The organism is Vibrio fluvialis (assembly GCF_900460245.1).
In the GTDB taxonomy this organism is placed as follows: domain Bacteria; phylum Pseudomonadota; class Gammaproteobacteria; order Enterobacterales; family Vibrionaceae; genus Vibrio; species Vibrio fluvialis.
Map to the genome: position 1 here is coordinate 2,061,996 of NZ_UHIP01000001.1, position 25,985 is coordinate 2,087,980.

The window sequence follows — 25,985 nt, forward strand, 5'->3', positions numbered from 1 at the left end:
CTTACTTTTCCTTTTCCTGCACCTTCTCGTTCCAGGTTTGCAGTTTGCGATAAATAGTGGATGGGCTGACGTCCAGATAACCGGCAGCACGCGGAATATTGCCATCACAGGCTTCAATCGCTTTCTCAATGGCTTGCTTTTCCGTCATCCACAACGGGAAGATTTCGTGAACCGATACGGGCGCGGCGTTAACCTTCGGAACACTGATGATGTTTTCGCTTGGATGATTGAGCGGTGGTGGCAGCATATTCAGATTGATTTCACGCCCTTCATTCAGCACCACAACGTTGCGCAGTACGTTCTGCAGTTGACGCACATTACCCGGCCATTCGTATTGTTTAAAACGTTCCACGACTTCCGGAGCGAGACGGACAAAGCCTTTGCCCTCTTCTTTCGACATATAGCCCAGCAGCGAGTAGGCAATTTCAATGACATCATCGCCACGCTCACGTAAAGGCGGCAGATGCAGTGGAATGACGTACAAACGGTAGTACAAATCTTCACGGAAACGGCCTTCCTGTACTTCTTTCCATGGGTCGCGGTTGGTCGCACAGACAAAACGCACATCCACACTTTTCATTTTTGACGAGCCGACTTTCTGGAAGGTACCGGTCTGAATAAAGCGCAACAATTTAGTCTGCAGATCGAGATCCATTTCGCACAGCTCATCAAGGAACAGAGTGCCGCCATCGGCCAATTCTGCAGCGCCCTGGCGATCCGTTGCTGCGCCAGTAAATGCGCCTTTAACATGACCAAACAGTTCACTTTCAATCAGATCTTTAGGAATCGCGGCACAGTTAATCGCAATGAATGGTTTGTCGCCGCGTCTACTGGCGGCGTGAATCGCTTCCGCGCACACCTCTTTACCCGTACCGCTTTCTCCAGTAATGAAGATACTTGCCTTACTGCTGGCCGCGGAGTCAATGGTGCGGTACACCGCAAGCATGGTTTGACTACTGCCGATAAAGCCTTGGTAATTCTGGTTACCCGGGTTGTCAGCTTCATTCTTCAGCTTGCTGGCTTTACGAATCGCATTGTTTACCGTGACACGTAAGCGGTCTGCTTCACACGGTTTGATGAGGAAATCCTGTGCGCCATGACGCATCGCCTCAACCGCTGTATCAATTGAACCATGTGCGGTCATAAAAATCACAGGTACATCCGGCGAGCGCTGTTTAACAGCGTGTAATACGTCCATACCGGTCATGTCCGGCAGGCGCAGATCGAGTAGGATGAGATCCGGTTCGCGGTGCGCGATACTTTCGATCGCTTCACGCCCGGTTCCGACGATGTTGATATCGATCTCTAGCGGAGTCAGGTACGAGCGATATAACGCCGCCACTGACGCCGTATCTTCGACCATCAGCAGATATTTCGCCTTATGATGAATATCATTTAATTGCATAACCTAGCCATTTATCTTTTGCATTTTGCTTAATAGTCGCATTTGGAGTTGCATTTTGCAAATTCAAAGCGATATTTCCGCAAAAATAGTGTCAGAATTCCAAAGAATCACCGAAATACAAACTGGCACGGAATATGCTTTATTCAATTTGACCCGCAAGGGTCACCTAGCCAACTGACGTTGTTAGTGAATACGATATTCACGATATAACAGCCAATAGAACTCTTTTCTATTGGCTATTTTTTTAGCTATTAACAATGAACTGCTGACGCAGCTTTTCAAGCTGATCGCGTTTTTCTGCAGCCAGTTCAAACTCCAAATCCTGTGCATGTTTGTACATCTGAGCTTCGAGTCTGTTGATCTCTTTTTCCAACTGCTGTGGTGTCATAGTATCGTAGCTGGCTGACTCTTCTGCAACCTTCGCCAAAGGCACAACTTTGCTGGTACGTTGCTTACGCGACTTGGTAATGTCACCCAACTCCATGATATCTTTCACGTTGCGCTTCAAGGCTTGTGGCTCAATGCCCATTTTTTCGTTGTACGCTTGTTGTTTCTCGCGGCGACGACTGGTCTCATCCATCGCTTTTTTCATCGACTTGGTGATGTTGTCTGCGTACAGGATCGCTTTACCCTGCAGGTTACGAGCGGCGCGGCCAATGGTCTGAATCAATGAACGTTCAGAGCGCAGGAAACCCTCTTTGTCAGCATCCAGAATCGCCACCAGCGAGACTTCCGGCATGTCGAGACCTTCGCGCAATAAGTTAATACCCACTAACACGTCAAACACACCGAGGCGTAAGTCACGAATGATTTCTACCCGTTCCACGGTATCAATATCCGAGTGCAGATAACGTACTTTGACATCGTGTTCGTGCAGGTATTCAGTTAAGTCTTCGGCCATCCGTTTGGTCAGCGTGGTCACCAGCACCCGCTCATCTTTCACCGCGCGAATGCGAATTTCGGACAGCAGATCATCGACCTGAGTCGCGACAGGCCGGACTTCAAGCTCAGGATCGAGCAAACCAGTTGGGCGCACAACCTGATCCGCAATTTCACCATCGGATTTCTCCAGTTCGTAGTTACCCGGAGTCGCGGATACAAAGATGGTTTGCGGTGCCAGAGCTTCGAACTCTTCAAACTTGAGTGGTCGGTTATCCAATGCCGAAGGCAGACGAAAACCATACTCGACCAACGTCTCTTTACGTGAGCGGTCACCTTTATACATTGCGCCAATCTGCGGCACGGTCACGTGCGATTCATCGATCACAAGTAGGCCGTCGTGTGGCAGGTAATCAAACAGGGTCGGTGGCGGCTCGCCTTCCGCGCGTCCGCTGAGGTAACGGGAATAGTTTTCTATCCCTGAACAGAACCCCAACTCATTCATCATTTCGATATCAAATTGGGTGCGCTGAGAAATACGCTGTTCTTCCAGTAACTTGTTGTTGTCGAGCAGATACTGACGTCGCGATGCCAGTTCAGTTTTGATGTTTTCGATGGCATCGAGAATACGCTCTCGTGGCGTAACGTAGTGTGTCTTCGGATAAACGGTAAAACGTGGCAGATCACGCTGCTTAATCACCCCGGTTAATGGGTCAAAAATGCTGATACACTCCACTTCATCGTCAAACATTTCTACGCGCACGGCATCCTGATCCGATTCAGCCGGGAAGATATCAATCACCTCGCCGCGCACTCGGAACTGACCGCGCTCAAACGCCACATCATTGCGCGAGTATTGCAGCTCAGCCAGGCGACGTAGCATGTCCCGTTGATTAATCACATCTCCGCGGCGCAGATGCAGCATCATTTTCAGGTAGGAGTCCGGATCGCCCAGACCATAAATCGCAGACACCGAAGCCACAATGATGGCATCTTTACGCTCAAGAAGCGCTTTGGTTGCCGACAGACGCATCTGTTCAATGTGTGAGTTGACCGCGGCATCCTTCTCAATAAAGGTATCGGTCGTCGGTACATACGCCTCTGGCTGGTAATAATCGTAGTAAGAGACGAAGTATTCTACCGCGTTGTTAGGAAAGAAGCCTTTCATCTCGCCGTACAATTGTGCAGCCAACGTTTTATTGGGAGCCAGCAGAATCGTCGGACGCTGAGCCTGTGCGATCACATTAGCTAAAGTGAAAGTCTTCCCCGAGCCTGTCACGCCAAGTAATGTCTGATGGGCCAACCCGGCATCAATTCCCTCCAGAAGTTGGCGAATCGCCTCTGGCTGATCGCCGGATGGTTGATACTCGGAGACCAATTCAAATGCTTTGCTCATGTCATCCTCATTAATGCTGTCTATCTATACAGGACATTGTCGCTGCTGGGTGCGGAAAAAGGCAAGTGAATATTCGCTCGATAACCAGCGACCAGCGTTTCAAAGACCAGTTTGAGTAGATACGCAGAACTTGCGTCTTCGATCGCGGAAAAAATTAAAATAGTATTGGCTTCAGTTAAATGACTTTGTTATTATCTTCAGCCCCATAAGCCGTCCGGCAACCTAATTCCTCAAAAAACAATCCACGGGTTTTCCCCAATTTTTCTAAATTTAACCTTTAACTAACATTTCTTCACTACGAACACTCCAGTTGATTCATTTGTACATAACTCAAAAAAACTCAATAAACACAATAAATTAAACCAATAAAGCAATCGATTACATTTGTATTTTTGACTTGAGAGATGACACAAAACGTAATTGCTCAGGTTTCATTAACATACTTATCCACAATTTTGGTGGATAAGTGAACCTAGCTCATACCGGATAAGGGATGCAGAAAAGTAAAGCCTTTATCGCTGCTTTTTTTAGCCCTTTTTTAAGTTTCGAAGGTTGACACTCGAATCCCAGCTCGTTACCATCCGACCCGCATTAATCAATTCCCCCTTAGTTCAGTCGGTAGAACGGCGGACTGTTAATCCGTATGTCGCAAGTTCAAGTCTTGCAGGGGGAGCCAAATTCAAGAAGAAAGACGTCCTAGGACGTCTTTTTTTGTATCTAAACCTAGCTATTTCAAGGGATTGTATTCTCTTAACGTCTTTTCCTGGCTCGTACTAGCTTAGAAGTTTAGGTACACAAATAGGTACATTGTCCGTATGTTCCAATTTACGGTGTACCAATCATGGCAAGAACAACTAAATCTTTAACAGATAAACAAATCTCTAACGCTAAACCACAAGATAAAGAGTATACGCTCTTTGATGGTAACGGCCTTCGTCTACGTGTAAAACCAAACGGTACAAAGACATGGCTATTCAACTATACACGTCCACACAACGGTAAACGCGCTAACATGACGTTTGGCAGTTACCCTAGCCTTTCCCTAACAAATGCACGAAAGAAGGCTCTAGGCACGATAGAAACGCTACAAGCTGGTATTGATCCTCAAGTCAAACTCAAGAACCAACAAACGATAGAGCAACAGCGCTTACTATCCACATTAGCTGAAGTCACAAACAGTTGGTTAACAGTAAAGAGCGCAACCATCAGTGAAAAAACAAAGGTGAACCTTCAGCGAGCTTTAAATCTTCATCTGCTACCGAAGCTTGGCAATACTCCTATCACTGAGCTTACTGCACCTCTAGTGATAAATACCCTTCAGCCACTTCAGGCTAAAGGACACCTAGAAACACTGAAAAGGAGCTGCCAGCGTGTGAACGAAATTATGAGTTTTGCTCAGAATAAGGGACTTATTGAGTACAACCCTTTAGCCAAAATCAGTTCTGCGTTCTTGAAACCTACCGTCACCAATATGAAATCAATAAGTGCCGACGAACTTCCTGAGTTAATGAGAACCCTAGGACGGGCCAGTATCATGTATACCACTCGATGTATGATTGAATGGCAACTGCATACCATGACCCGACCTATTGAGACAGCGCAAGCTCGTTGGGATGAAATTGATTGGGATGAAAATCTATGGGTTATTCCAGCAGATAGAATGAAAAAACGAAGGGATCACCTAGTGCCTCTAACGCCGCAGACTATAAATCTGTTGAATGAGATGAAAAAAATAAATGGTGGAAGCGAATACATATTCGCTTCCTATAAAGACCCGATGAGGCCGAGTAACAGCCAAACAGCTAACATTGCCCTTAAACGTATGGGCTTTAAGGACCGTTTGGTCTCCCATGGTCTAAGAGCTCTAGCTAGTACCACGCTAAATGAAACCAAGCTTTTCCACCATGACGTGATTGAGCTTGCTCTAGCTCACGTAGACAAGAACCAGATTCGAGGTATTTATAACCGAGCTTTGTATCTTAACCAACGTCGGGAAATGCTACGCTGGTGGAGTAACTATATCGAAGAGGCTTCTAAAGGAAATCTATCAATCTGTGCAACACAGAAATAATATATCTTACAAAGTAAATGAATGCTGCTGACTACTTGTTCAGCAGCTTTATACATGCATAAATAACTTCATACACCACAACCTTTGAGCCGAAATCTATTAAACAATGCGCAATGAAACGAGGCGTGCAGCAAATTCACTACTGATGTTACAAACAATAAAGCTAAAAATTATCTAGATATTGTTACGGGGCATTAAGATTTGTCCTGCATTGATGATGCAGTGCAATTTTAACGAACGAAGTGACAACAGCCTACAGAAATCATATCCGATTCAAACCAATGCATAATTGTTTATTGATTTGCCTGATTTATACTTTCTATCAATAACAACAATGACATGATGAGCTCACAAGATGACCAATAAGGTTCTATTTCCAGCGTTACTATTGCTCACCGCAATGTTAACGGGCTGCACTTATGGGATGCACCAGGCAATTTGGGGGCACAGTGATGAACCCACGGAGACGCCTGAAGAGATGACCAAATCCTCTCAATACGTTATCAACCGTATGGAACAGTACTGCCTAGATTCCACCAAAGCGTGGAAAGGTAATTCATGCCGCTTTACGTTCAACACACAATGGGATTTCTGGGGACGTTCAGGAGATTGGTTTGAAGCAATGACACGCGGTATCGGTACGTTCGATCACGTTCTGAAGGAGCACTACCCTATCGTCGCGGGTGGGCACGTCGTGAGTTACTACTTTAGAAGAGGTTGGGACAGCACTCAAACTCGCTCTTGGCGATATGTCCTTGGTGATGGCTCAACGATATTGACGATCGACAGAACGTGGAAAAATCTTCCCAACGAAGTTGAAACCGCAATCGTTGAAGAGCAGATTACCTTTGTCATCGGGTTTGAATCGAGTCACTCATGCCTTAAGTCATCATCCTACCTTTCGATGAGAAAGTGTGAGGGCTTTATGGACTCACTGCACAAAACACCAGAACAGTTTCAGGAAGCGGATTTATCCCGAACAGCCGCGTCTATTAAGCGCGTTAATACCTCACTCGCTTATCTGGCAGCCAAAGGAGATAAGAGTTCCGAAGCATCTAAAACCTACAACCAGATGGTTGCAGAACAGAAGAAACGAGATAGTGAAGCGGTCAGCGCAGGTATCCGCCAAGGGTTGGCAAACTTCGATACTAGCGTTAAAACGCTGCCTACATACAGCCAATCGAATACTAACAACTATGTTCCCCGACCGAACCTGAGTAAGCAGTACGCGCAAATCCAACCGACTTACATGGATCGCATGGAAAAGAGAGAGCAGGCTCTGGCTACGATGAAAAATGCTACCCAAGCCGGAAATAAAACAACGACGGCACCATCTGTCGCGTCTGCTGCTTCAAGTCAATCGTTAACCAACGGGACAACCGTTCAGGCTAACCCAACTCAACAAACCGGTGCGAATGCTAAACCTATAAGTACAGCACGAACTAAAGACTTCAAAGAGGCGATTGCCTACTGCTGGACGCTCAAAGAGCCGAAGAGTGGCCAAAAGGACATTTGGTTCTGCCACGGCCCCATCCAAAAAACATTAGTTGCGACCACTCTCCCGAAAGCTATGGAGTTAGTCGGTTGTGATTACCCAAATGCACTGAGAAAGTGGGATTTTAAAGATGGTGTGGTTCACGCCTGTGACCTTGGTTTGGAAAACTACGATGAAGACGTCGCTAATCTCTACCAGGTACCTTCGGTCATCACTAAGAATTTGCATCAGTATCGATGCAATCTACCTTACCAAGGCAGATGCAGAACAACTCACTGAACTCAAGGGCGCTCGATTGGGCGCCTTGTTACTAATTTCGATTTCTGAGGTAGTTTTACTATGCTTCATGAGTTGCGGCAGGAAATGCATGTAGGCGTATTGTTGAGAATAACCATTGTCCTCCATTATTTTATCGATTTTAGGTTGGAGGATTTACTTTTGAGCGCTTTAAACTGCATTCATTGCACGTCCAATTTATCGCAGAGCAAATAAAGGCAACCAAGAGCGTGGTCATGTATAAATGCACTGAGCCTGGTGAGATGACATCCAGATAAAAGTCATTGTTTAGAAACTCCAACCCAAACACGAATGCAAATGCGCAAGCCAGCCCCTTAGTGTAAACATAGTGAAGAAAACCGTTGCGTCTTTGTAACAACCACTCTTGTCGCTGTTTCCTGTCCATACCTAACTCTTCCTTGAAAATTTCATAGAATGATGCGCTACAATGACAACAGCGTGAGTGTCATCGTCCATCGCAGTAAAGCCCAGAGTCTGCGTTCAAGATGGTGACACTCACGTGCTGTGCTGTGCTGTGCTGTGCTGTGCTGTATATTTTAGTTTCTGCGCTGGTTGCACACAGCAAAGAATACGGGCTTTCCCGGTTGACGATACGCGTTCGCAGCAACGGGGACGACTCATTACGCGACTCCTCCCCCTACAGAGCAGTAATATGACCTCTGTGGCACTCGGCATTTATGTTAACTCGGGCCAGAGAAGTACGTTAACGGAAACACGCTAACCATAGCAGTACCACGGTGATGGTGACATCATTCATCTTCAGTCACATCGACTTTCTCTTCCAGGTCTCTGATTAATGCATCAGCAATATGCTCAGCCGTAAACGCGAAGATATTCAGCTCTGATGTTGCTAGCATCCCTTCAACCGGTCGCTCGAGATGAAAAACCATATCCCAGTATTGATAGTCAATCCAAAGCTTGAGCCAGTCATTCGTCAACTGTAAGCGAGCGCAGACCGGCTTATCGTCACTGAGACGAGTCTGCATATCGTCAATCGTCGCGATGATAAACTGTCTGGTATCGTCACAAATGAGCATCACACTCTTTCTCCATTCTAAACCGTGAGTGCTAGAAAAAGAGTAGTCAACGAACCGAAGAATTGCTTATGGCCTGTCAGGGTCTATTTGCTCAACGTTATTTTCAACCCTCCTCAGGTGGAGTTCTCATTTAGGAGAGCGGCTATGTGGCAGGTTCACTGCTATCGGCGTTTCTGCAAAGTACGCAGTACTGCGAATCACCATACAATCGACGCGCAAACACCAAGGCCATCGTCCCTGATGGGAATACGCCCAAATAGATTCGGCTTTCTATTTCAGCCTGCAGAGCACAGCCCAATCGGTGAACCTCATGGTGCCCTTGTGAATTCACACATTTATTTACGTAATATCGATTCATCCCTGACTTCCAGCACAACGCAAACGAAAGACAACGCTACAATTTTAGCCGCTTTAAGAGATAGTGTGTAATGTCCGTTTCCGTCACCAAGCCTTTATAGCGATTATCGGTGACCAAGACGATGGGCAGAGAAAGCGCGCTCTCTTTGAGTAACGGGAGCACATCCGTGAGCAGCGCCTGTGCGTCCATGATGGTCAGCTGCGTATTCATCATACTGGCAACAGGCTTATTCCAGATGCCCGCTTCTTTCATGGTTTCATGTTCAGTTCCCATGGCCGGAGTCAGATGAAGATTGAGCTGAGCTTTGTCCACCAATCCGACACATTCCCCTTTGTTGATAACGGGGATCACATTAATGGCGTCGGGTTTTAAGTATTCGTTAGCCAGGATGAGCGGCTCACCGGGGTCTAAACGAGGCAGGCTTTTGCTGGCAATATTGAGTAAGGTGATGGCTTCTTCATCCGCATCCGAGCTATCCGTCAGGCCATCGGCATGCAGCTGTCGAAGTATCGTCTCAAGCTGTTTCTCTGCCTCCTGCAGGTCGCCATAATCAACCGGCTTAGCAAACAGGTACCCTTGCATATAATCCACCCCCAGGTAAGACAGCAAACGGGCTTCGTCCGGCGTTTCGATACCTTCAGCAATCACCTCAACGTCCAGGCGGTGGCATAGTCTGACCAACAGCTTAATGACCTGGTAGTATTCCCCGCGCTCATGGCTGCGTTCAATCAGCTCGCGGCTGACTCTGAGGTACTGAAATTGCCCTTGGCTCAATAAGTCAGCCAGTCGGAATCCCTCGGACAAGTCGTCCAGCGCAAACTGTACGCCCCGCTGACGAAACTCCGGGAGTAGCGTTGAGACATCGAGCGTTGCCGCAGGGCTTTTGACTTCATTCATGTCGATGACAATGTGCCGTGGCTCGACCTGCTCCTGCTTCGCAAGCAGCACCATGCATTCCAGGACTTCGGACAAACTCTGTTGGGTATTCGGCGAAAGATTGAGATTCAGGAAACGGCCGGACTTTTTCAGCCACGGTGCACACTGGGAAAACGCATTCTGGTACGTCAGTAAATCCAACTCTGAGATGAGATTTAAATCCTCAGCCAGCCCAATCAGCTCCGTGGTTGTTGCGTTAAGCGCTGCGTCCAGGTTAAAACGGCACAGCGCCTCATAGCCTGCCACCGCCCAGTCCTGACAATGTATAATAGGTTGGTACTGAACGCCTATCGCGCCTTTCTCGATGGCATCTCGTACAAGGTCCTCTAACAGCACGTAGCGCTTAATCGTCAGTTGCAAATCGGTATCGTAGAACTGTATACGGCTTTTGTGCCCGGCTTGCTGAGCCAATGTCGCCTGAGAAGCATGCACGACGGCCCTTTTCATGGAGTGGGTGTCCTTCCCCAACACCGATACACCAACTTTCCCGGAAATTAAAAACCGATACATGCGCTCATCGGCCTGCTTCACTTCAGAAAAGAAATGACGAATGCTGAAATGAATCGCGCGGGCCTGGTTTTGGCTAATGCATATCGGTTCGCACACGTAGACCAACAGGAAATTCTGATTCAGATTCCCGGCCACCTGAGCACTTTTCACGGTTTGCATGACTTTGTGGAAAACGTCAAACGCTCTGGGATCCAGACTGGCGGGCTTAATGGCAAGCACCAGCGAGATGTTCTGATACCGTGCGGTGTGCATTTTGGACTCCGCCGCCGAGATAAAAGCAGCCTGGTCCATGGTGCGTGACGATTCGGATTGAGTTGACGTTGATACGGGGGCCATCAGTGACTCCTTCGTTCTGCTCTCAGCCGCAAACTTCCATCGCGAGCTGGTGACGTAAAATTCGGACTTGTCGCTCTGCCGAGAGTTTCAGACTCCACGCCAGTTCGTACACTTCCTGAGAAACCTGACCTTGAAGATAACGGTGCTGCGTATGGTTATAGCTGGCTTCGAGCAGTGCCAGGCGTTCGCAGGCAGCATGGTATCGGTCCCAACTGTCAGCATGGCTGTGCATCATGGTTCACCTCTTACATCCATGTCGGTCGTGATGTGGTTATGCTTAACTGTAAACGAACGACGTTCTGTTCGTAAATCAATTTTGGAAGAATGGCGAGAGAACTGTGCGCTTAGTCATTGAAAAAAGAGCCGCCAAACGGCGGCTGCTTTGAGGGTTTATCAATCGTGATACTTACATTATAGAGGTTGGGTAGGGCCTCTATTCCCTCAGTATAGGCAAACGTGCATGACACGATGAACGGAGATGCGGAAATGTGACTCATGTCCTAATGACTCTGGTGAAACAAACCGCGCGGAACATGGGTTCGTCAATTGGTTCAGCGGCGATAGTACCAACTTAAGTTGCAGTCAGGGTCAAATTGGCAGCCTTGCCACACCGCATCGTTCCTTTGAGCCAGTTCGCGCAACAACCTATTCGCGTCGGACAGGCTAACGCTCCCAGACATCCTACAAAGCTGGCATTGCTGGATAAAGTCTCTCGTGCAAAAAGCCGCGGGATACCGAGTGTCAGGCACAACCAGTGCCTGAATAACCAGCAGCGCCTCATGGTAGACTCTTTCTTTCATCTCAAATCTCTCACATTGCATGAGCACTTTTAAAAAAACCGCCGCAACGTTGGCCGTAATACTGAGGTGGGCAATAGAGGCAGCATACCCACTTAAGGGTAGTTCGAGAGGACCTACTTGTCAGTTTTACAATCATGGCATTGATTATTCTGCCACTTTGTTTTAGTACAGGACATTCACTGAACAACCCCAGAGAAGCGCATGATTGTTAACTTTTATGAAGTGGCGCCCGATGGCTCGCTATCTATCCGAAATCGAATTACGTCTGTCGACAATACCACTCCGCTATTGCCGAAACTGGATGAAACAGTGTTCTTCAAGGCACCCAGCGCTGGGTGTTATCGGGTGGCCAATATCGTCCATATTGTCGAGCAACCCTCAGACGAGCCCACTTTTGCTCGACTCTCGGAAGTCGATGTTCATTTGGTGAAAATTGAAGACATTTCACCAGACTATGCGATTTAGCCTGAAGACGTTTTTGCGCCTTTAGCATCAACCTCTCAAAGGATGCAGCAGCAGGTGGAGCTGCTGAGTGTCCGCGTTCCATTCCTTGGTTTCTGCAATAAAGCCACCATGCTCATTCACCACAGACTCAAGTCGGTGCGCTTGGTCCGATTGAAGCAACATCGACAGCGGTGCCACTTGCTGCTTGTGGTCGTTGAAGCCGTGTTGGATTTGCTCTTCCAGCATATAGAGGATGTCCGGACTCGGCTCTTGTCCTTCAAGAAAGACTTCGGACTCTACTCCCAGCCTCTCATTCAGATACAGCAATAAAGCATGCAACTTAGCCATATCGGTCGTATTCGCCATGGTCATGCTGTCATGTAGGCTTAAAAGCTTGGCTTCTAAATTGCCGTTAAGGCTGCGCCCTAACTGAATCATGGCTTTGATGTCCTTTTTGAACTGATGACCGTGGCGCGCGTTCAACTTGTGCTTGAGATAGCGAACCAATATGTCGTTTCGCTTTGAGACAGGCACAAACCGAGGTGTCGCGGAGACTTCCATAAAAAGATGAAGCAATGCATGGCACACTAACGCTGCCAGTTGTGAGTAGTAATCGCTATCGTGTTTCATACGTGTTCGTAAGAGCCAAAGAAGCCCTCATTTAACCCCCTTTTACTCGCAATAACAATGCACCATGCCGCTGGCTTTCAGACCGCGTGACGTGACGGCTGCTCTCACTCTTTGGTCTGAAGCTGATAAGCATAATGTGGCGTATTGTCATTTCTAATACTAAAGTTAAGGTATACAGCAACTATGTGAAGATTCGCGATGAAAACAAATAATCAGTTGGCCCCGACCTTCAGCCTCGATGGTCTTCAGTACCATTTCTCTCTGAGGGGTGAAACCATACTCTCCATCGACAGCAACGCTATCAGTTACGAGCAAGCGGAAGACATCTACATTGCTCTTCTTAAAGCCATGGAGATATCGTTAACGCAGTACTGTCCTAATTCAAAGGGAGTGTCAGGAGAGCTTAACGTGCGATTAAAGCCGTGAATGCCATAACCAGGCGATGACAACACGGACGCCCCCTCTTTCCATGGGTGAGTGTTTTATTGCTACGTTGACGGTTATCACAATTCGCCACATCCCTCTTGAGACACAAAATCATCGCGGTAGAGTAATAGACAACGTATTGCCTATATCGAAAGGTACCCATGAACTATCCAGGCATCCAAAACGCCCTGCTTTTTTCAGAAGAAAGCCTTACGTCGACCATGCTAAAAGAAACTCTGGGGCGAAACCTTCCTCTGTCGGTTGAATTACAACGTTTCAGTCAGTTGAGCATCGAGAAAAGTACCTGCGCAAAATACATTTTTATTGATTTTGCCCACATTACAGATGAGTTCGAGAACAACTACTACAACATCAAATATCAGATAGGTTTACACGCCAAAGAAATACTGATTAACTGCCCGAGAGACATCAGCGTGGCGTACTTATTTAAGTGGCCCAATTTGTATGGGGTGTTTTATGTCGATGACTATATTGACAAGATTTTGCAAGGCACCCATAAAATCATGCAAGGTGAGATGTGGCTGTCCAGGCAACTCTCTCAGGACTATATCCTACATTTTCGCAGCAACATTCCTGTGCTCTCCAGCCGAATGCTAGGTGCCGTGCTGACCAAGCGTGAGCATGAGTTCGTTAAACTATTAGTGAAAGGAAAAACGAACCCTGAAATCGCTGAGCATTTTGGCGTAAGTCTGAATACCGTAAAATCCCATCTGCATAATCTCTTCAAAAAAATCAACGCGAAGAACCGGGTTCAGGCCGTCATTTGGGCTAAAGATAGTCTGGGTTTAGACACAAAACCAAACGATATAAAAGCCGAATAAGTATTCAACGAGCCGTAAAGATTTAATACAACACTACGTTTTTACCCGATTGCTTAGCTTCATATAGAAGCTGGTCGGCTCTATCGATAACGTCTCGATAAGATATATCGTTTTTCTCAATGGCCGCTATACCGATAGAAACCGTGACAGAAAGTTGGGCATCTTCAGACTCAAACACGTGTTCACCAATGTTTGCCCTTACCCTTTCCATCGCCGCATCCGTTAGAGAACAATGAGCCAAAGAGACTAATATTTCTTCACCGCCATAACGATACGCTTTGTCGTTTGATCTCAGTGTAGAAAGAATGATATCTGAAATACGCTCTAAAACAGAAGTGGCCCCTAATTTTCGGACATGACTTTAAGTGATTGATCTGTTTGTATAGTACCTAAAAATACTGGAACAGATTATGACTAGAAAACGTAGAAACCACTCACCCGAATTTAAAGCTAAGGTGGCGCTTGATGCTGCTAGAGGTGATAAAACTGTCGCTGAGTTAGCTCAGAAATACAACCTGCACGCGAACCAAATCTCTACATGAAAAAAAGAACTGCTCGAAAATGCAGCCATGATTTTTGCCTCTGAAAACCAGTCAGGCAAGGACAGCTCTGAAGAAGTGGACAAACTGCACGCCAAGATTGGTCAATTGACCATGGAAAATGATTTTTTGGCCAAAGTGCTCGGTCGTTAGACCGAGCCCAGCGAAAGAGCTCGCTGGTTAAATCCACCCTATTGTCAATAAAGCGCCAGTGTGAGCTTCTCTGTATTGCTCGCTCTACTGCTTACTATCAACCCATAGGGCTCTCTGCTGAAGAGATTGAACTACGCCGCATGATTGACGAAATTCACCTTCAGTATCCGTTCATGGGGAGCAGACGCATTCGAAATGAGTTGGCTAAAAAAGGCCATAACGTTAATCGTAAACGTGTCGTTCGGCTCATGCGAGACATGGGTGTTGGGACTATTTACCCCAAGCCTAGAACGACCCTGGCGAACAAAGCACACAAGGTTTATCCCTACCTTTTGCGTGATATCGAAGTCACTTACCCGAACCAAGCTTGGGCGATTGACATCACGTATATCCCGATGGCTAAGGGATTCCTGTATCTAGTCGCTATTATCGACTGGTATAGCCGAAAGGTGCTGTCTTGGCGGCTATCCAACACGATGGACACGAGCTTTTGTATCGAAGCCCTTGAAGACGCGCTTAAACATTATGGGCCGCCAGATATCTTCAACTCAGATCAAGGAAGTCAGTTTACCAGCACCGAATTCACACAGAAGCTAATCGAGCATGGAGTCAGGATAAGTATGGATGGGAAAGGACGCTGGGTCGACAATGTTTTCATCGAGCGATTATGGAGAAGCCTGAAATATGAGGAGGTTTACTTAAAAGCTTACACCACGCCCCGAGAAGCAGAGCTTGAAATCGGCGACTACATGGTGTTTTATAATGAGGAGCGGAACCATCAGGGACTCAATGACCTCACCCCTGATGAAGCCTACTTTAGTAGGCAGAGATACGCTGCATGAGCTGGATCAACCACTTAAGAAGTTAGCTTATGTGTCCAACCATTGGGGTCCACTTCTGTTCGCTTCTTCTGGAAGCTCAAAAAGGAGCATTATCCGTTGGAGCAAAAAGTTCACCTAGTGCTTGATGGTGCCGCCTATCATCAGTCAGAGTTGGTGAAAAATGCGGCAAAAGTGCTCAATATCGAGCTTCATTACTTACCGCCTTACAGTCCAAATTTAAATCCAATAGAGCGGCTTTGGAAAGTGATGAATGAACATGTGAGGAACAATATTTACTTCTCCTTCAAGCCAGAATTTACTTCAGCCATCAAAGAGTTTTTCGATGTAACGTTACCAGAAGTTGCAGGTACACTCGTATCCAGAATTACGGATAATTTTCAGATATTGAAACCTGTATCTTCAAGTTGAACGGGTATAAGTGCTGCAATGGCGTTACCGAGCTGATGATATTCTTGGTTATTCATACATAAATTGAGTTAGAGTTATTGACCGAAATTGCGCATTGCTTGTTATTGAACCTTATGAATGTAGCAGCCCCGCAAATAAATTCAATGCTTATCCGAAGGATTGGTTGTAAGAGGTGAAAATCGGTACAGTCTTCAGACTGTACCGATAAGGTTATTAGTGTTGTATCACACTGATGGCTTTTGTACTGCTATTGAAATGAATCTGATAGGTGGCGTAGTCGCCGACTTGATAATCCGTACTTGGGTAGGATTCTGTCCACGAACCATCATCAATTTTAAACCTTGCGGGTGACTCTTCACCATTGAAGGTTTGGGTTGTTGTGTAAAGGCCGGTTTGCTCATTGTAATCCAATGCGGCTAATCCCCATCCGTTTGCTGTTCCTCGGAAGTACCAAGTTTCATTTCCACCATTTGTGTTGCTGGTGCACTGGGAGAGATCTTTCCATTCACCATTGGCATAACAAAGGTTTGGTGCTGAAACATTCATATCGAGTGTTTGGCGGCTGCCTTGATCACTGAAAATGACTTTCAAGCTAGTGAGGTTAGTACCAAAGTCATAGCAATATTGACCATTTTGTTGAGTCATTGCTTGCCCTGGCCAAGTTGCGTTAGCAATAGGCGTTGCTGCATCCACATTCCAGAAGTAGAGGTAAGGTTGAGAGAAACCTTGCTGATTGTCATAACAGATTTGGGTGGCATTATCGTTATCATTATCCTCTTCTGTGATTAGGGTAAACCCACAGTCGGCTAAAGATTTCCAGCTACCATCGCTATAACACGTTCCAGTAGTGGTGGTGAGATCGTTACTCTTATTGGCACCTTGATTTGAAAAAATCACATTCACACTTGAAAGCTCAGTTTCAACATCATGGCAATAGAAATCACCATTTGCCGTCATGGTAACGCCAGGCCAAGTGGCGTTTGTGAGTGAGCCTGCTGGTTGTGCTCCCCAGTAGTAGAGTGTTGGTGAAGTGTGATTAGCGGCATTGTCGTAGCAGAGGTTGGTTGCTGTGACGGGAGTTGCTGGTTTTTTATCGCTATCACTATCACAATCGGTGCAGGTTTGTCCTACTTTTGCTCCGACATGAATGGCCGCCGCATTATGAGAAGCCACGGTGAACTGGGCATAACCTGAACTGTCTACACTGATGGTGGTGCCACTGCATGTTCCCGTTTGTGAGTTAAAGTCACCACTGATGATGTCGCAATATTCACCCGCTGGCATTCCGGTAGCAAAACCTTGGTTGATGCCTTTGTTGTCGTCTCGGTTAATGACAACAAAACCTAGCCCACCACGGCCAAAGGCCACTTGGTTATAGCCATCATCCCACCAGTTGGTCACGCGCCATTCTGCTGCAGTGTGATTACGAAAAGCCACCATATTGGCTACGCCGCGCCAGCGATGTTCACAAACCCAGTCTCCTCCATCAAAACCACAGGCGTTACCCGTATGTATGCCAGTTGCGGGGGGGCCTGCATCAAAATCATTGAAGTAGTAGCCTGACATGACTTTGGGGTATCCATAGGGATAGGCCAACGTAAAGACATTACCGAGGAAGTAGAGGTTACCAAAATCTTGGTGGCTGAGTACTTGTTCTGGGTTGTGACGTTCTTCATCATGGTTCGTTACAAAAGTCACCGCATCACTGCTGCCTAACCAGCCACTCCATGAACCAATCCCTTGTAAATCTTTGATTCCTCCGTGTTTAAATTTAGGGCCAAGGGTTCGAGCAAAGAAGAATTCAGTCACATCACCAATATAAGTGTATTCCCCCGGTTTTACTGGCTCATTTTCCGCTCCGATCACTTCTTGGAAAATATAAGGGGTGCCGTGTAACTTACTTTTTATCGCGGCAATATCTTCAGCAGGGATATGTTTGGCTGCATCAATACGGAATCCGGCAACGCCCATGCTGATGGCCTCATTCATGTAGTCCGCAATTTTTTGCCGCACATATTCGGAGCTGGTTTTCAGATCGTTAAGCCCGACTAAATCACAGTTTTGTACGGACCAACGATTGGAATAATTAATATCACTGGTGCAGCTATTAAAGTCATTCGTTCCATAAGGAACTTCTGGGAAATTCCGATTCCATGCTGCCATATGGTTGATGACAGCATCGAGATAAATATCCACGCCCGCTGTTTTACAGCGTTGAACCATATCTGCAAATTGCGCTCGGTTACCGCTGCGCCCTTCAAAAGAATAGCTGACAGGTTGATAGCGAGCCCACCAAGCGGGGTTATCAACACTTTTTTGAGGGGGTGAAATTTGTACGGCAGCAAATCCTTTTGGGCCCAGGAATTCTTCACATTCTTGAGCAATATCTTGCCAACCCCATTCAAATAAATGGACGAAGGCGGTTTTGGGAACGTCTTGGGCATAACTTGGTGCCCCCCCGATTAAACTCCCGAATAACATGAGCCCGGCAGACAAACTCTTGTTGAATTTCATATTCTTTCCTTAAGTTTGGAATCTTAAAATGTAAGAAAAAATGTATTGTGTCTAAAAAGACAGCAGAACTTTAGGACAGATAAAAAGGAATACATCTTTAAAGAAAGGTGATTGGGAGAATGGTCATTATTTGTACGGTGTTTGTTTTGATAGATTTAAATACAGTCACTAAATGTACACATCAAGCATGAAATAAAAAATAAAAATTGGAATAGAGATTAAGTTATCATTTAACCATCTGATTTTTATTGAATTTGATGGCTTTTTATTGATGCATAATGTGATGCATTTGGCAAAATCGTGAAATTAGAGGAGATTGGTTAATTTATGATTTTTCCGTATCCGCCCCATGATCCCACGGGGCGTTTTAGTTTCAATGTGAGAAGTTCCAGGGAAGAAGTGTAGTGGTACGGTGAATTTGGTCACCTGATTAGAGGCGCTAAGATACACCTCATAGCATGACAGGTGAAACTATGACCAAGCGTACCAGACGCACTTTCAGTGCGGAATTCAAACTCGAAGCAGCGCAACTTGTTCTCGACCAAAACTACACCGTTGTTGAAGCCGCAAAAGCCATGGGTGTGGGTAAATCGACAATGGATAAGTGGGTAAGGCAGCTCAAGCAAGAAAGAAAGAATGGGAGTAGCACCTCAAGCCTCACCAATGACACCAGAGCAAATTGAGATACGAGAGCTGTGAAAAACGATAGTAGTGAACTAATTGACAGAACTTATGAAAGATTGATTAAACAGTTTGATCTCACTATATTCTTCCCGCCGCTTGAAAATCCAGCAATAAGGCAGCTTTGTATCGTCAGTTTTCTTGATATTCTCTGCGTCACAACCGAAGAAGACGAATTTCAAGAGCGATTTAAGCTTATAAGAGATAAATTTTCCTTAGATAAAAGTGAATGTGAAGACTTCACAGTAGCACTGACCCAAAAGCAGTGAAGCATGCTAATTGATATTTGTAAGACGACTTATCCATCGAAAATTAAGCAAGAACTCAACAAAATGATCAGGACACGTCATAAAGAGTGGAAAGTCGAAAATGAAGCAAAGAGTAAGGTAAAAAGCTAGCAATTGACTTTAGGTACACAGATAGGTACATTTGCCTCAAACCTAAGCTATCCCAATATAGTCTTAGGCCAAGCAGGACATAGTATCTATCTGTTTGGGTTTTGCCCCTGCAGGGGGAGCCAAATTCGAAAGCCCAGCTATCTAGCTGGGCTTTTTCGTTTCTGCTACCCGAACAACTCACCACAAACCGATAAAATCTCCGTCAGGAATCATCACAACCACGCCGAATTGCGTATAATTTTTGTTCAGCAAACTAAAACCTTAACTTTCCTTGGTTGTTATTGGCTACGCAAAGCTGGATAATGTCGGGATCGGAATTTCAAACTTATATAACTATGACCGAATATCTTTTGTTGTTGGTCGGCACCGTGCTGGTAAACAACTTTGTACTGGTAAAGTTCCTGGGCTTGTGTCCTTTCATGGGCGTCTCAAAGAAGCTGGAAACCGCCATTGGCATGGGGTTAGCAACGACTTTCGTTCTGACTCTCGCTTCCGTGTGCGCGTATCTGGTGGAGAGCTACATCCTTCGCCCACTTGGTATTGAATATCTGCGCACCATGAGCTTCATCCTGGTGATTGCCGTCGTGGTTCAGTTCACCGAAATGGTGGTGCATAAAACCAGCCCGACGCTTTACCGCCTGCTGGGTATCTTCCTACCGCTCATCACCACCAACTGTGCGGTACTGGGCGTGGCGCTGCTCAACATCAACGAGAACCACAACTTTATTCAGTCAATCATCTACGGTTTTGGCGCGGCAGTCGGTTTCTCGCTGGTTCTGATCCTATTTGCGTCAATGCGCGAACGTATTCACGTCGCTGACGTTCCAGCTCCGTTCAAAGGCGCTTCGATTGCCATGATCACCGCTGGCCTGATGTCACTGGCCTTTATGGGCTTTACTGGTCTGGTGAAATTGTAATGAGTACCATCTTAATCGCTGTTTTGGTGCTGGCTGCGCTGGCCGCCGTCTTTGGCGCCATTCTTGGTTTTGCTTCGATTCGTTTTAAAGTCGAGGCGGATCCGATTGTCGATCAAATTGATTCCATACTGCCGCAGACTCAGTGCGGCCAGTGTGGTTACCCAGGTTGTCGCCCTTACGCAGAAGCGATCGCCAATGGTGACGCCATCAACAAATGTCCTCCGGGTGGTCAGGCGACCATTGAGAAACTGGCGGATTTGATGGGCGTCGAAGTTCAGGAGTCGGCACACGATCTGGACGACAACGTCAAAACTGTCGCCTTTATTCATGAAGATATGTGTATCGGCTGCACCAAATGTATTCAGGCCTGCCCGGTCGACGCGATTGTCGGCGGCAACAAAGCTCTGCATACCGTCATTAAGGATGAATGTACCGGTTGCGATTTGTGCGTGGCCCCCTGCCCGACCGACTGTATTGAAATGATCCCCGTAAAAACTACGACGGATACCTGGAAGTGGCAAATGAACGCGATTCCAGTGGTTGATGTTACCCATTCTTCGTCGGGTGAATCTGATGATTCTCAGAAGAGTGCGAGTTAAGGACTGGTATGTTGTCATTAATCGATAAAATTCGAACCGGCTATCTCTGGGATTTCCCGGGAGGCATTCATCCGCCGGAAAATAAAGTTCAGTCTACTCAGACGCCGTTGGTAGAAGCCAGCCTAGCAAATGAATTCGTATTACCACTCAAACAACACATTGGTAAATCGGGTGATCTGCTGGTGCAGGTCGGCGATAGAGTACTTAAAGGCCAACCTCTGACCTCATTCTCGACCACGTTCATGTTGCCGGTTCACGCCCCAACGTCGGGTGTAATCAGTGCCATTGAGCCGCGTACGGTGGCACATCCATCCGGACTCAGTGAACTGTGTGTGGTGATCACACCAGATGGTCAGGACCAGTGGTTTGAGCGTCAACCGATTTCCGACTACACGCAAGTGGCGCCGGAAGAGCTGATCGACATCATTCGCAATGCAGGTATTGCCGGACTCGGCGGTGCAGGTTTCCCGACCGCAAAGAAAATTCAATCCGGCCTGTCTCGCGTAGAAATCTTCATCGTCAATGCGGCGGAGTGTGAACCTTACATTACCGCTGACGATGCGTTGATGCGTGAACACGCACAAGAAATTATCGACGGCATCGGAATTGTCGAACACATTCTGCAACCTAAACTGACCGTCATTGGCGTCGAAGATAACAAACCGGAAGCGATTCAAGCGCTGCAACAAGCCGCTGAAGGCAAAGATATTGTTATCCGTGCCATTCCAACCAAATATCCGTCAGGTGGCGCCAAGCAGCTGATTAAACTGCTAACCGATCTGGAAGTTCCAGCGGGCAAACACTCGGCGGACATCGGCGTCATTGTGCAAAACGTTGGCTCAGTTCAGGCGATCAAACGCGCCGTGATAGACGGCGAACCGCTCATCCGGCGCGTCGTGACCCTGACGGGTAACACCTTCGTTCAGCCGCGTAACGTTTGGGTGCGCTTGGGAACACCAGTGCAGTCACTGCTAGACGAATTCGGTTATAAAGCCGATAAGAAACTGCCGCGTCTGATCCTCGGCGGTTCGATGATGGGCTTTACTCTGCCCCACGCCAACGTGCCGATCGTCAAGATTGCCAACTGCATTCTGGCACCAAGCCGCAACGAAATTCCGCAACACGATTACGAGATGGCTTGTATCCGCTGCGGGCAATGCGCCGACGCGTGTCCGGCGTCGCTGTTACCTCAGCAGTTGTACTGGCACTCAAAAGCGGAAGAGTACGAGAAATGCGAAGAGCTCAATCTTAAAGATTGTATTGAGTGCGGTGCCTGCGCCTACGTGTGTCCAAGCGAAATCCCTCTGGTGCAGTACTATCGCCAGTCGAAGGCGGAAATCAAAAACCGTAAGTGGGAAGCTGAGGCCGCTGAGCGCGCCAAGCTGCGTTTTGAAGAGAAAAAAGCGCGTATGGAGCGTGAAAAAGCCGAACGCGAAAACCGCTTTAAGAAAGCCGCTGACGATCGCCGTAAAGAGATGCAACAAAGTGGTGGCGAAGACGCTATTGCCGCTGCCATTGCACGCGTCAAAGCGCAGAAAGCACAAAGTGAAACCAACGATGCGCCAGTCAAACCTGCGGTAGCGGCGGCGATTGCTAAAGCCAAAGCAAAACAGGCGGAAGCTGCGAAAGCGGGCGCGACAGAGCCCGATAACTCAGACATGGCCAAACTGCGCGAAGAGCGCAAACGCCAGGCTAGAGAACGTAAGGCGGAAAAAACAGAAGTCAGCGAACTGACTGCAACTGGTGATGACAAAAAAGATGCCGTCGCTGCTGCCATTGCTCGCGCCAAAGCACGCAAAGCCGCGCAGCCAGAGTCCGGCGATGAGCCAGAGGCTCCAGCACCATCGGCTGACGAACCTGCTGACGATCCAAAGAAAACTGCTGTCGCCGCTGCAATCGCTCGCGCCAAAGCGCGCAAAGCCGCGCAGCCGGAGCCCGGCGATGAGCCAGAGGCTCAAGTGACATCGGTTGACGAATCAGCAGACGATCCAAAGAAAGCCGCTGTTGCCGCTGCGATTGCTCGAGCCAAAGCACGCGAAGCCGCTCAGCAAGAGTCCGGCGATGAGCCAGAGGCTCAAGCACCATCGATTGACGAATCAGCAGACGATCCAAAGAAAGCCGCTGTTGCCGCTGCGATTGCTCGCGCCAAAGCACGCAAAGCCGCGCAGCAAGAGTCCGGCGATGAGGCAGAGGCCCCAGCGCCATCGGTTGACGAATCAGCTGAAGATCCAAAGAAAGCCGCTGTTGCCGCTGCGATTGCTCGCGCCAAAGCACGCAAAGCCGCGCAGCAAGAGTCCGGCGATGAGCCAGAGGCTCCAGCGCCATCGGTTGACGAATCAGCAGACGATCCAAAGAAAGCCGCTGTTGCCGCTGCGATTGCTCGCGCCAAAGCACGCAAAGCCGCGCAGCAAGAGTCCGACGATGAACCTGAGGCCCCAGCGCCATCGGTTGACGAATCAGCAGACGATCCCAAGAAAGCCGCTGTTGCCGCTGCCATTGCTCGCGCCAAAGCACGCAAAGCCGCGCAGCAAGAGTCCAGTGATGCACCTGAGGCTCCAGCACCATCGATTGACGAACCTGCGGAAGATCCAAAGAAAGCCGCTGTTGCCGCTGCCATTGCCCGTGCTAAAGCGCGCAAAGCCGCGCAGCAAGCGGAGAATCAAAACAAGAATAACGTTGAGGAGAACGACTAGTGGCGTTTTTCATTGCCAGCTCCCCACACGCGCGGACTAAACGCAGTACCGCCGACATGATGAAATGGGTCGCGATCTGCGCCCTGCCTGGGTTACTAGCCCAAAGTTATTTCTTTGGTTTCGGTACCTTGATTCAACTGGTACTGGCGATTGCTGTCGCAATGCTGTTTGAAGCGGGCGTCATGCTACTGCGTAAACGCCCGGTGCGTTTTGCACTGCGTGACTACAGCGCTATTGTGACCGCGTGGCTGCTCGCCATTTCCATTCCGCCACTCTCGCCGTGGTGGATTGTGGTGATCGGTCTGGTGTTTGCCATTCTGATTGCTAAACATCTTTATGGCGGTCTGGGACAAAATCCATTTAACCCAGCCATGATCGCTTATGTGGTGCTGCTGATTTCATTCCCGGTACAAATGACCAGTTGGATTGCACCTTCAGAGCTGGCGCCAGAGCCCATCTCATTGGTGGATTCATTCTCGCTCATTTTCACCGGCTTTAATCTCGACGGCCTGTCGCTGCAACAGATTCGTACCGGCATCGATGGTATTACCATGGCGACGCCGCTGGACTCGATCAAAACTTCATTGCGTGCCGGACATACCCTGTCTGAAGCGATGGCTCAGCCACAGTTCAATGGCCTGGCTGGCGTAGGTTGGGAATGGGTGAACCTCGCCTATCTGGCGGGTGGCCTGATTCTGATTAAATTACGCGTGATCAACTGGCACATTCCAGTCGCGTTTTTGGCTGGCCTGCTGGTCACCAGTTTGTTAATGACTTTGTTTGTTCCTGGCACCACTGCTTCACCGCTGATGCATTTGCTGTCTGGCGCCACCATGCTGGGTGCGTTCTTTATCGCGACCGATCCAGTAACCGCTTCGACTACCATCAAAGGTCGCCTGATTTATGGCGTGTTCATTGGTGCCTTGGTGTTCATCATTCGCAGCTGGGGTGGTTTCCCTGACGGTGTAGCGTTTGCCGTGTTGCTGGCCAATATGTGTGTACCAATGATCGATTACTACACCAAACCACGTACCTACGGGCATTAAGGAGCATTATGTTAGCCGCCATTCGTAAAAACGGTCTTGTCCTTGCTGTCTTTGCTTGTGCTTCGACAGGTGTGGTTGCATTAACTCACTACATGACCGAAAGTCAGATTAAAGTGCAGGAAAATAAGCAATTGCTGTCGGTTCTCAATCAGGTAGTGCCCCCGGCATTGCATGACAATGAACTGTCGCAGTCGTGTACACTGATCAGTGACCCGATGCTCGGTAGCAACAAACCGATGCCAGTTTATCTTGGCACTCTCGATGGTGAACCGAGTGCCTTGGCGATTGAATCCATTGCGCCAGACGGCTACAACGGTGCGATCAAGATTATTGTCGGTATCCGCAACGATGGCACCATTACCGGTACTCGCGTGCTGGCACATCAGGAGACGCCGGGACTCGGTGATAAAATCGACCTGCGCATCACTAACTGGATTCTCAGCTTTACGGGTAAACAAGTCACGGCGGATAACGAAGATCAGTGGCGAGTACGCAAAGACGGCGGTCAGTTTGACCAGTTCACAGGTGCAACCATTACACCGCGAGCGGTAGTAAAAGCCGTGAAACAGACAGCGCTGTACGTCAATCAACACCGTGAAGCTATCTTTACGCAACCTTTGAACTGCGGAGGTGAACACAATGAGTGATCACAAAACGCTGATAAAAAATGGGATGTGGAACAACAACCCGGCACTGGTTCAACTGCTCGGCTTATGTCCACTACTGGCGGTTTCCTCGACCGTGACTAACGCTCTGGGCCTGGGTATTGCCACGCTGCTGGTGTTAGTGAGCTCCAACGTCACGGTTTCACTGGTACGCGACTACGTGCCAAAAGAAGTGCGCATTCCGGTGTTTGTGATGATTATTGCGGCGCTGGTGACCTGCGTTCAGCTGCTGATGAATGCATACGCGTATGGACTGTACCTGTCACTGGGTATCTTTATTCCGCTGATCGTCACTAACTGCATCATTATCGGTCGCGCGGAAGCTTACGCATCAAAGAATGACGTCCTGCCCTCTGCGCAAGATGGTTTCTGGATGGGCCTTGGCATGACATCCGTTCTGGTCGTGCTCGGTTCTCTGCGCGAAGTGATTGGTAACGGTACCTTGTTTGATGGCGCAGATCTGCTCCTCGGTGACTGGGCAAAAGTGCTAAGAATCGAAGTGTTCCACTTCGACAACAGTTTCTTACTGGCTCTGCTGCCGCCGGGGGCCTTTATTGGGGTCGGTTTTCTGATCGCCGCAAAGAACGTGATCGACAAACAGTTGGCAGCCCGTCAGCCAAAACAAGAAAAACCCGCGATTGAACGGGTTCGTGTGACCAACGTATAAA

General features: G+C 47.9%; 18 protein-coding genes, 1 tRNA gene and 4 pseudogenes. 15 read left to right on the forward strand and 8 right to left on the reverse strand.

Features of this window, described 5'->3' with window-relative positions; genetic code table 11:
* Position 1: 1 nt before the first annotated feature.
* The gene (gene luxO, locus DYA43_RS09695) at positions 2 to 1,405 is read right to left on the reverse strand and encodes a quorum-sensing sigma-54 dependent transcriptional regulator LuxO (RefSeq protein ID WP_032079932.1); all 1,404 of its coding nucleotides are present in this window, start codon (positions 1,403 to 1,405) and stop codon (positions 2 to 4) included.
* A gap of 244 nt (positions 1,406 to 1,649) precedes the next feature.
* Positions 1,650 to 3,680 carry an excinuclease ABC subunit UvrB gene (uvrB, locus tag DYA43_RS09700; protein WP_061056724.1) on the reverse strand — a complete coding sequence of 677 codons (2,031 nt, stop codon included), beginning with the start codon at positions 3,678 to 3,680 and terminating at the stop codon, positions 1,650 to 1,652.
* 600 nt (positions 3,681 to 4,280) lie between these two features.
* Between uvrB and DYA43_RS09705 the strand changes: the two genes are divergently transcribed.
* The 3 genes from DYA43_RS09705 to DYA43_RS09715 all read left to right on the forward strand — a co-directional run bounded on the left by DYA43_RS09705 (position 4,281) and on the right by DYA43_RS09715 (position 7,525).
* Positions 4,281 to 4,356: transfer RNA gene (locus tag DYA43_RS09705), tRNA-Asn, on the forward strand.
* Between the two features lie 165 nt (positions 4,357 to 4,521).
* A complete protein-coding gene (locus DYA43_RS09710; protein WP_061056725.1) occupies positions 4,522 to 5,751 on the forward strand; it encodes an integrase domain-containing protein in 1,230 nt (409 codons plus the stop codon).
* 478 nt (positions 5,752 to 6,229) lie between these two features.
* Positions 6,230 to 7,525, forward strand: coding sequence for a hypothetical protein (locus tag DYA43_RS09715; protein ID WP_225869416.1), 1,296 nt, complete (start codon positions 6,230 to 6,232; stop codon positions 7,523 to 7,525).
* A 767-nt stretch (positions 7,526 to 8,292) separates the two neighbouring features.
* Here DYA43_RS09715 and DYA43_RS09725 read toward each other — a convergent pair.
* The 3 genes from DYA43_RS09725 to DYA43_RS09740 form a co-directional block, all read right to left on the reverse strand.
* Entirely contained in the window at positions 8,293 to 8,580 is a 288-nt protein-coding gene (locus tag DYA43_RS09725; protein WP_055466259.1) for a hypothetical protein, read from the reverse strand.
* 394 nt (positions 8,581 to 8,974) lie between these two features.
* A complete protein-coding gene (locus DYA43_RS09735) occupies positions 8,975 to 10,720 on the reverse strand; it encodes an EAL domain-containing protein (RefSeq protein WP_061056727.1) in 1,746 nt (581 codons plus the stop codon).
* A gap of 22 nt (positions 10,721 to 10,742) precedes the next feature.
* Positions 10,743 to 10,955, reverse strand: a complete 213-nt coding sequence (locus DYA43_RS09740; RefSeq protein WP_055453625.1) for a hypothetical protein — start codon at positions 10,953 to 10,955, stop codon at positions 10,743 to 10,745.
* A 766-nt stretch (positions 10,956 to 11,721) separates the two neighbouring features.
* On the opposite strand from DYA43_RS09740, the gene DYA43_RS09745 reads away from it, so the two are divergent.
* Positions 11,722 to 11,985 carry a hypothetical protein gene (locus tag DYA43_RS09745; RefSeq protein WP_020328513.1) on the forward strand — a complete coding sequence of 88 codons (264 nt, stop codon included), beginning with the start codon at positions 11,722 to 11,724 and terminating at the stop codon, positions 11,983 to 11,985.
* A 27-nt stretch (positions 11,986 to 12,012) separates the two neighbouring features.
* On the opposite strand, the gene DYA43_RS09750 is transcribed toward DYA43_RS09745, so the two are convergent.
* Positions 12,013 to 12,594 carry a DUF2913 family protein gene (locus tag DYA43_RS09750; protein WP_055466255.1) on the reverse strand — a complete coding sequence of 194 codons (582 nt, stop codon included), beginning with the start codon at positions 12,592 to 12,594 and terminating at the stop codon, positions 12,013 to 12,015.
* A 587-nt stretch (positions 12,595 to 13,181) separates the two neighbouring features.
* Here DYA43_RS09750 and DYA43_RS09760 point away from each other — a divergent pair.
* On the forward strand, positions 13,182 to 13,862 hold the full coding sequence (locus DYA43_RS09760; RefSeq protein ID WP_218016636.1) for a LuxR C-terminal-related transcriptional regulator: 681 nt from the start codon (positions 13,182 to 13,184) through the stop codon (positions 13,860 to 13,862).
* 22 nt (positions 13,863 to 13,884) lie between these two features.
* Here the strand turns inward: DYA43_RS09760 and DYA43_RS23250 are convergent.
* Positions 13,885 to 14,184: pseudogene (locus tag DYA43_RS23250) on the reverse strand (GGDEF domain-containing protein); the annotation flags it as partial.
* 88 nt (positions 14,185 to 14,272) lie between these two features.
* Here DYA43_RS23250 and DYA43_RS09770 point away from each other — a divergent pair.
* Both DYA43_RS09770 and DYA43_RS09775 read left to right on the forward strand, forming a co-directional pair.
* Positions 14,273 to 15,396, forward strand: a pseudogene (locus DYA43_RS09770) (IS3 family transposase).
* Between the two features lie 57 nt (positions 15,397 to 15,453).
* A pseudogene (locus DYA43_RS09775) lies at positions 15,454 to 15,804 on the forward strand (transposase); the annotation flags it as partial.
* Between the two features lie 213 nt (positions 15,805 to 16,017).
* On the opposite strand, the gene DYA43_RS09780 reads toward DYA43_RS09775, so the two are convergent.
* Entirely contained in the window at positions 16,018 to 18,318 is a 2,301-nt protein-coding gene (locus DYA43_RS09780; RefSeq protein WP_061056731.1) for a starch-binding protein, read from the reverse strand.
* 473 nt (positions 18,319 to 18,791) lie between these two features.
* Here DYA43_RS09780 and DYA43_RS09785 point away from each other — a divergent pair.
* The 8 genes and pseudogenes from DYA43_RS09785 to DYA43_RS09820 form a co-directional block, all read left to right on the forward strand.
* Positions 18,792 to 19,014: pseudogene (locus tag DYA43_RS09785) on the forward strand (transposase); the annotation flags it as partial.
* The gene (locus DYA43_RS09790) at positions 19,014 to 19,268 is read left to right on the forward strand and encodes a hypothetical protein (RefSeq protein ID WP_061056732.1); all 255 of its coding nucleotides are present in this window, start codon (positions 19,014 to 19,016) and stop codon (positions 19,266 to 19,268) included. The pseudogene DYA43_RS09785 and the gene DYA43_RS09790, both read left to right, overlap by 1 nt.
* 464 nt (positions 19,269 to 19,732) lie before the next feature.
* Entirely contained in the window at positions 19,733 to 20,314 is a 582-nt protein-coding gene (gene rsxA / locus DYA43_RS09795; RefSeq protein WP_004726646.1) for an electron transport complex subunit RsxA, read from the forward strand.
* On the forward strand, positions 20,314 to 20,913 hold the full coding sequence (gene rsxB / locus DYA43_RS09800) for an electron transport complex subunit RsxB (protein WP_020327943.1): 600 nt from the start codon (positions 20,314 to 20,316) through the stop codon (positions 20,911 to 20,913). The genes rsxA and rsxB overlap by 1 nt, the downstream gene beginning before the upstream one ends.
* Before the next feature lie 8 nt (positions 20,914 to 20,921).
* On the forward strand, positions 20,922 to 23,606 hold the full coding sequence (gene rsxC / locus DYA43_RS09805; RefSeq protein ID WP_061056733.1) for an electron transport complex subunit RsxC: 2,685 nt from the start codon (positions 20,922 to 20,924) through the stop codon (positions 23,604 to 23,606).
* Positions 23,606 to 24,652 (forward strand): electron transport complex subunit RsxD, encoded by a 1,047-nt coding sequence (gene rsxD, locus DYA43_RS09810; RefSeq protein WP_061056734.1) that lies wholly within the window; start codon positions 23,606 to 23,608, stop codon positions 24,650 to 24,652. Before rsxC ends, rsxD begins: the two co-directional genes overlap by 1 nt.
* Positions 24,653 to 24,660: 8 nt before the next feature.
* Positions 24,661 to 25,299, forward strand: a complete 639-nt coding sequence (rsxG, locus tag DYA43_RS09815; protein ID WP_032079934.1) for an electron transport complex subunit RsxG — start codon at positions 24,661 to 24,663, stop codon at positions 25,297 to 25,299.
* Positions 25,292 to 25,984 (forward strand): electron transport complex subunit E, encoded by a 693-nt coding sequence (locus tag DYA43_RS09820; protein ID WP_020431771.1) that lies wholly within the window; start codon positions 25,292 to 25,294, stop codon positions 25,982 to 25,984. The genes rsxG and DYA43_RS09820 overlap by 8 nt, the downstream gene beginning before the upstream one ends.
* Position 25,985: the final 1 nt, after the last annotated feature.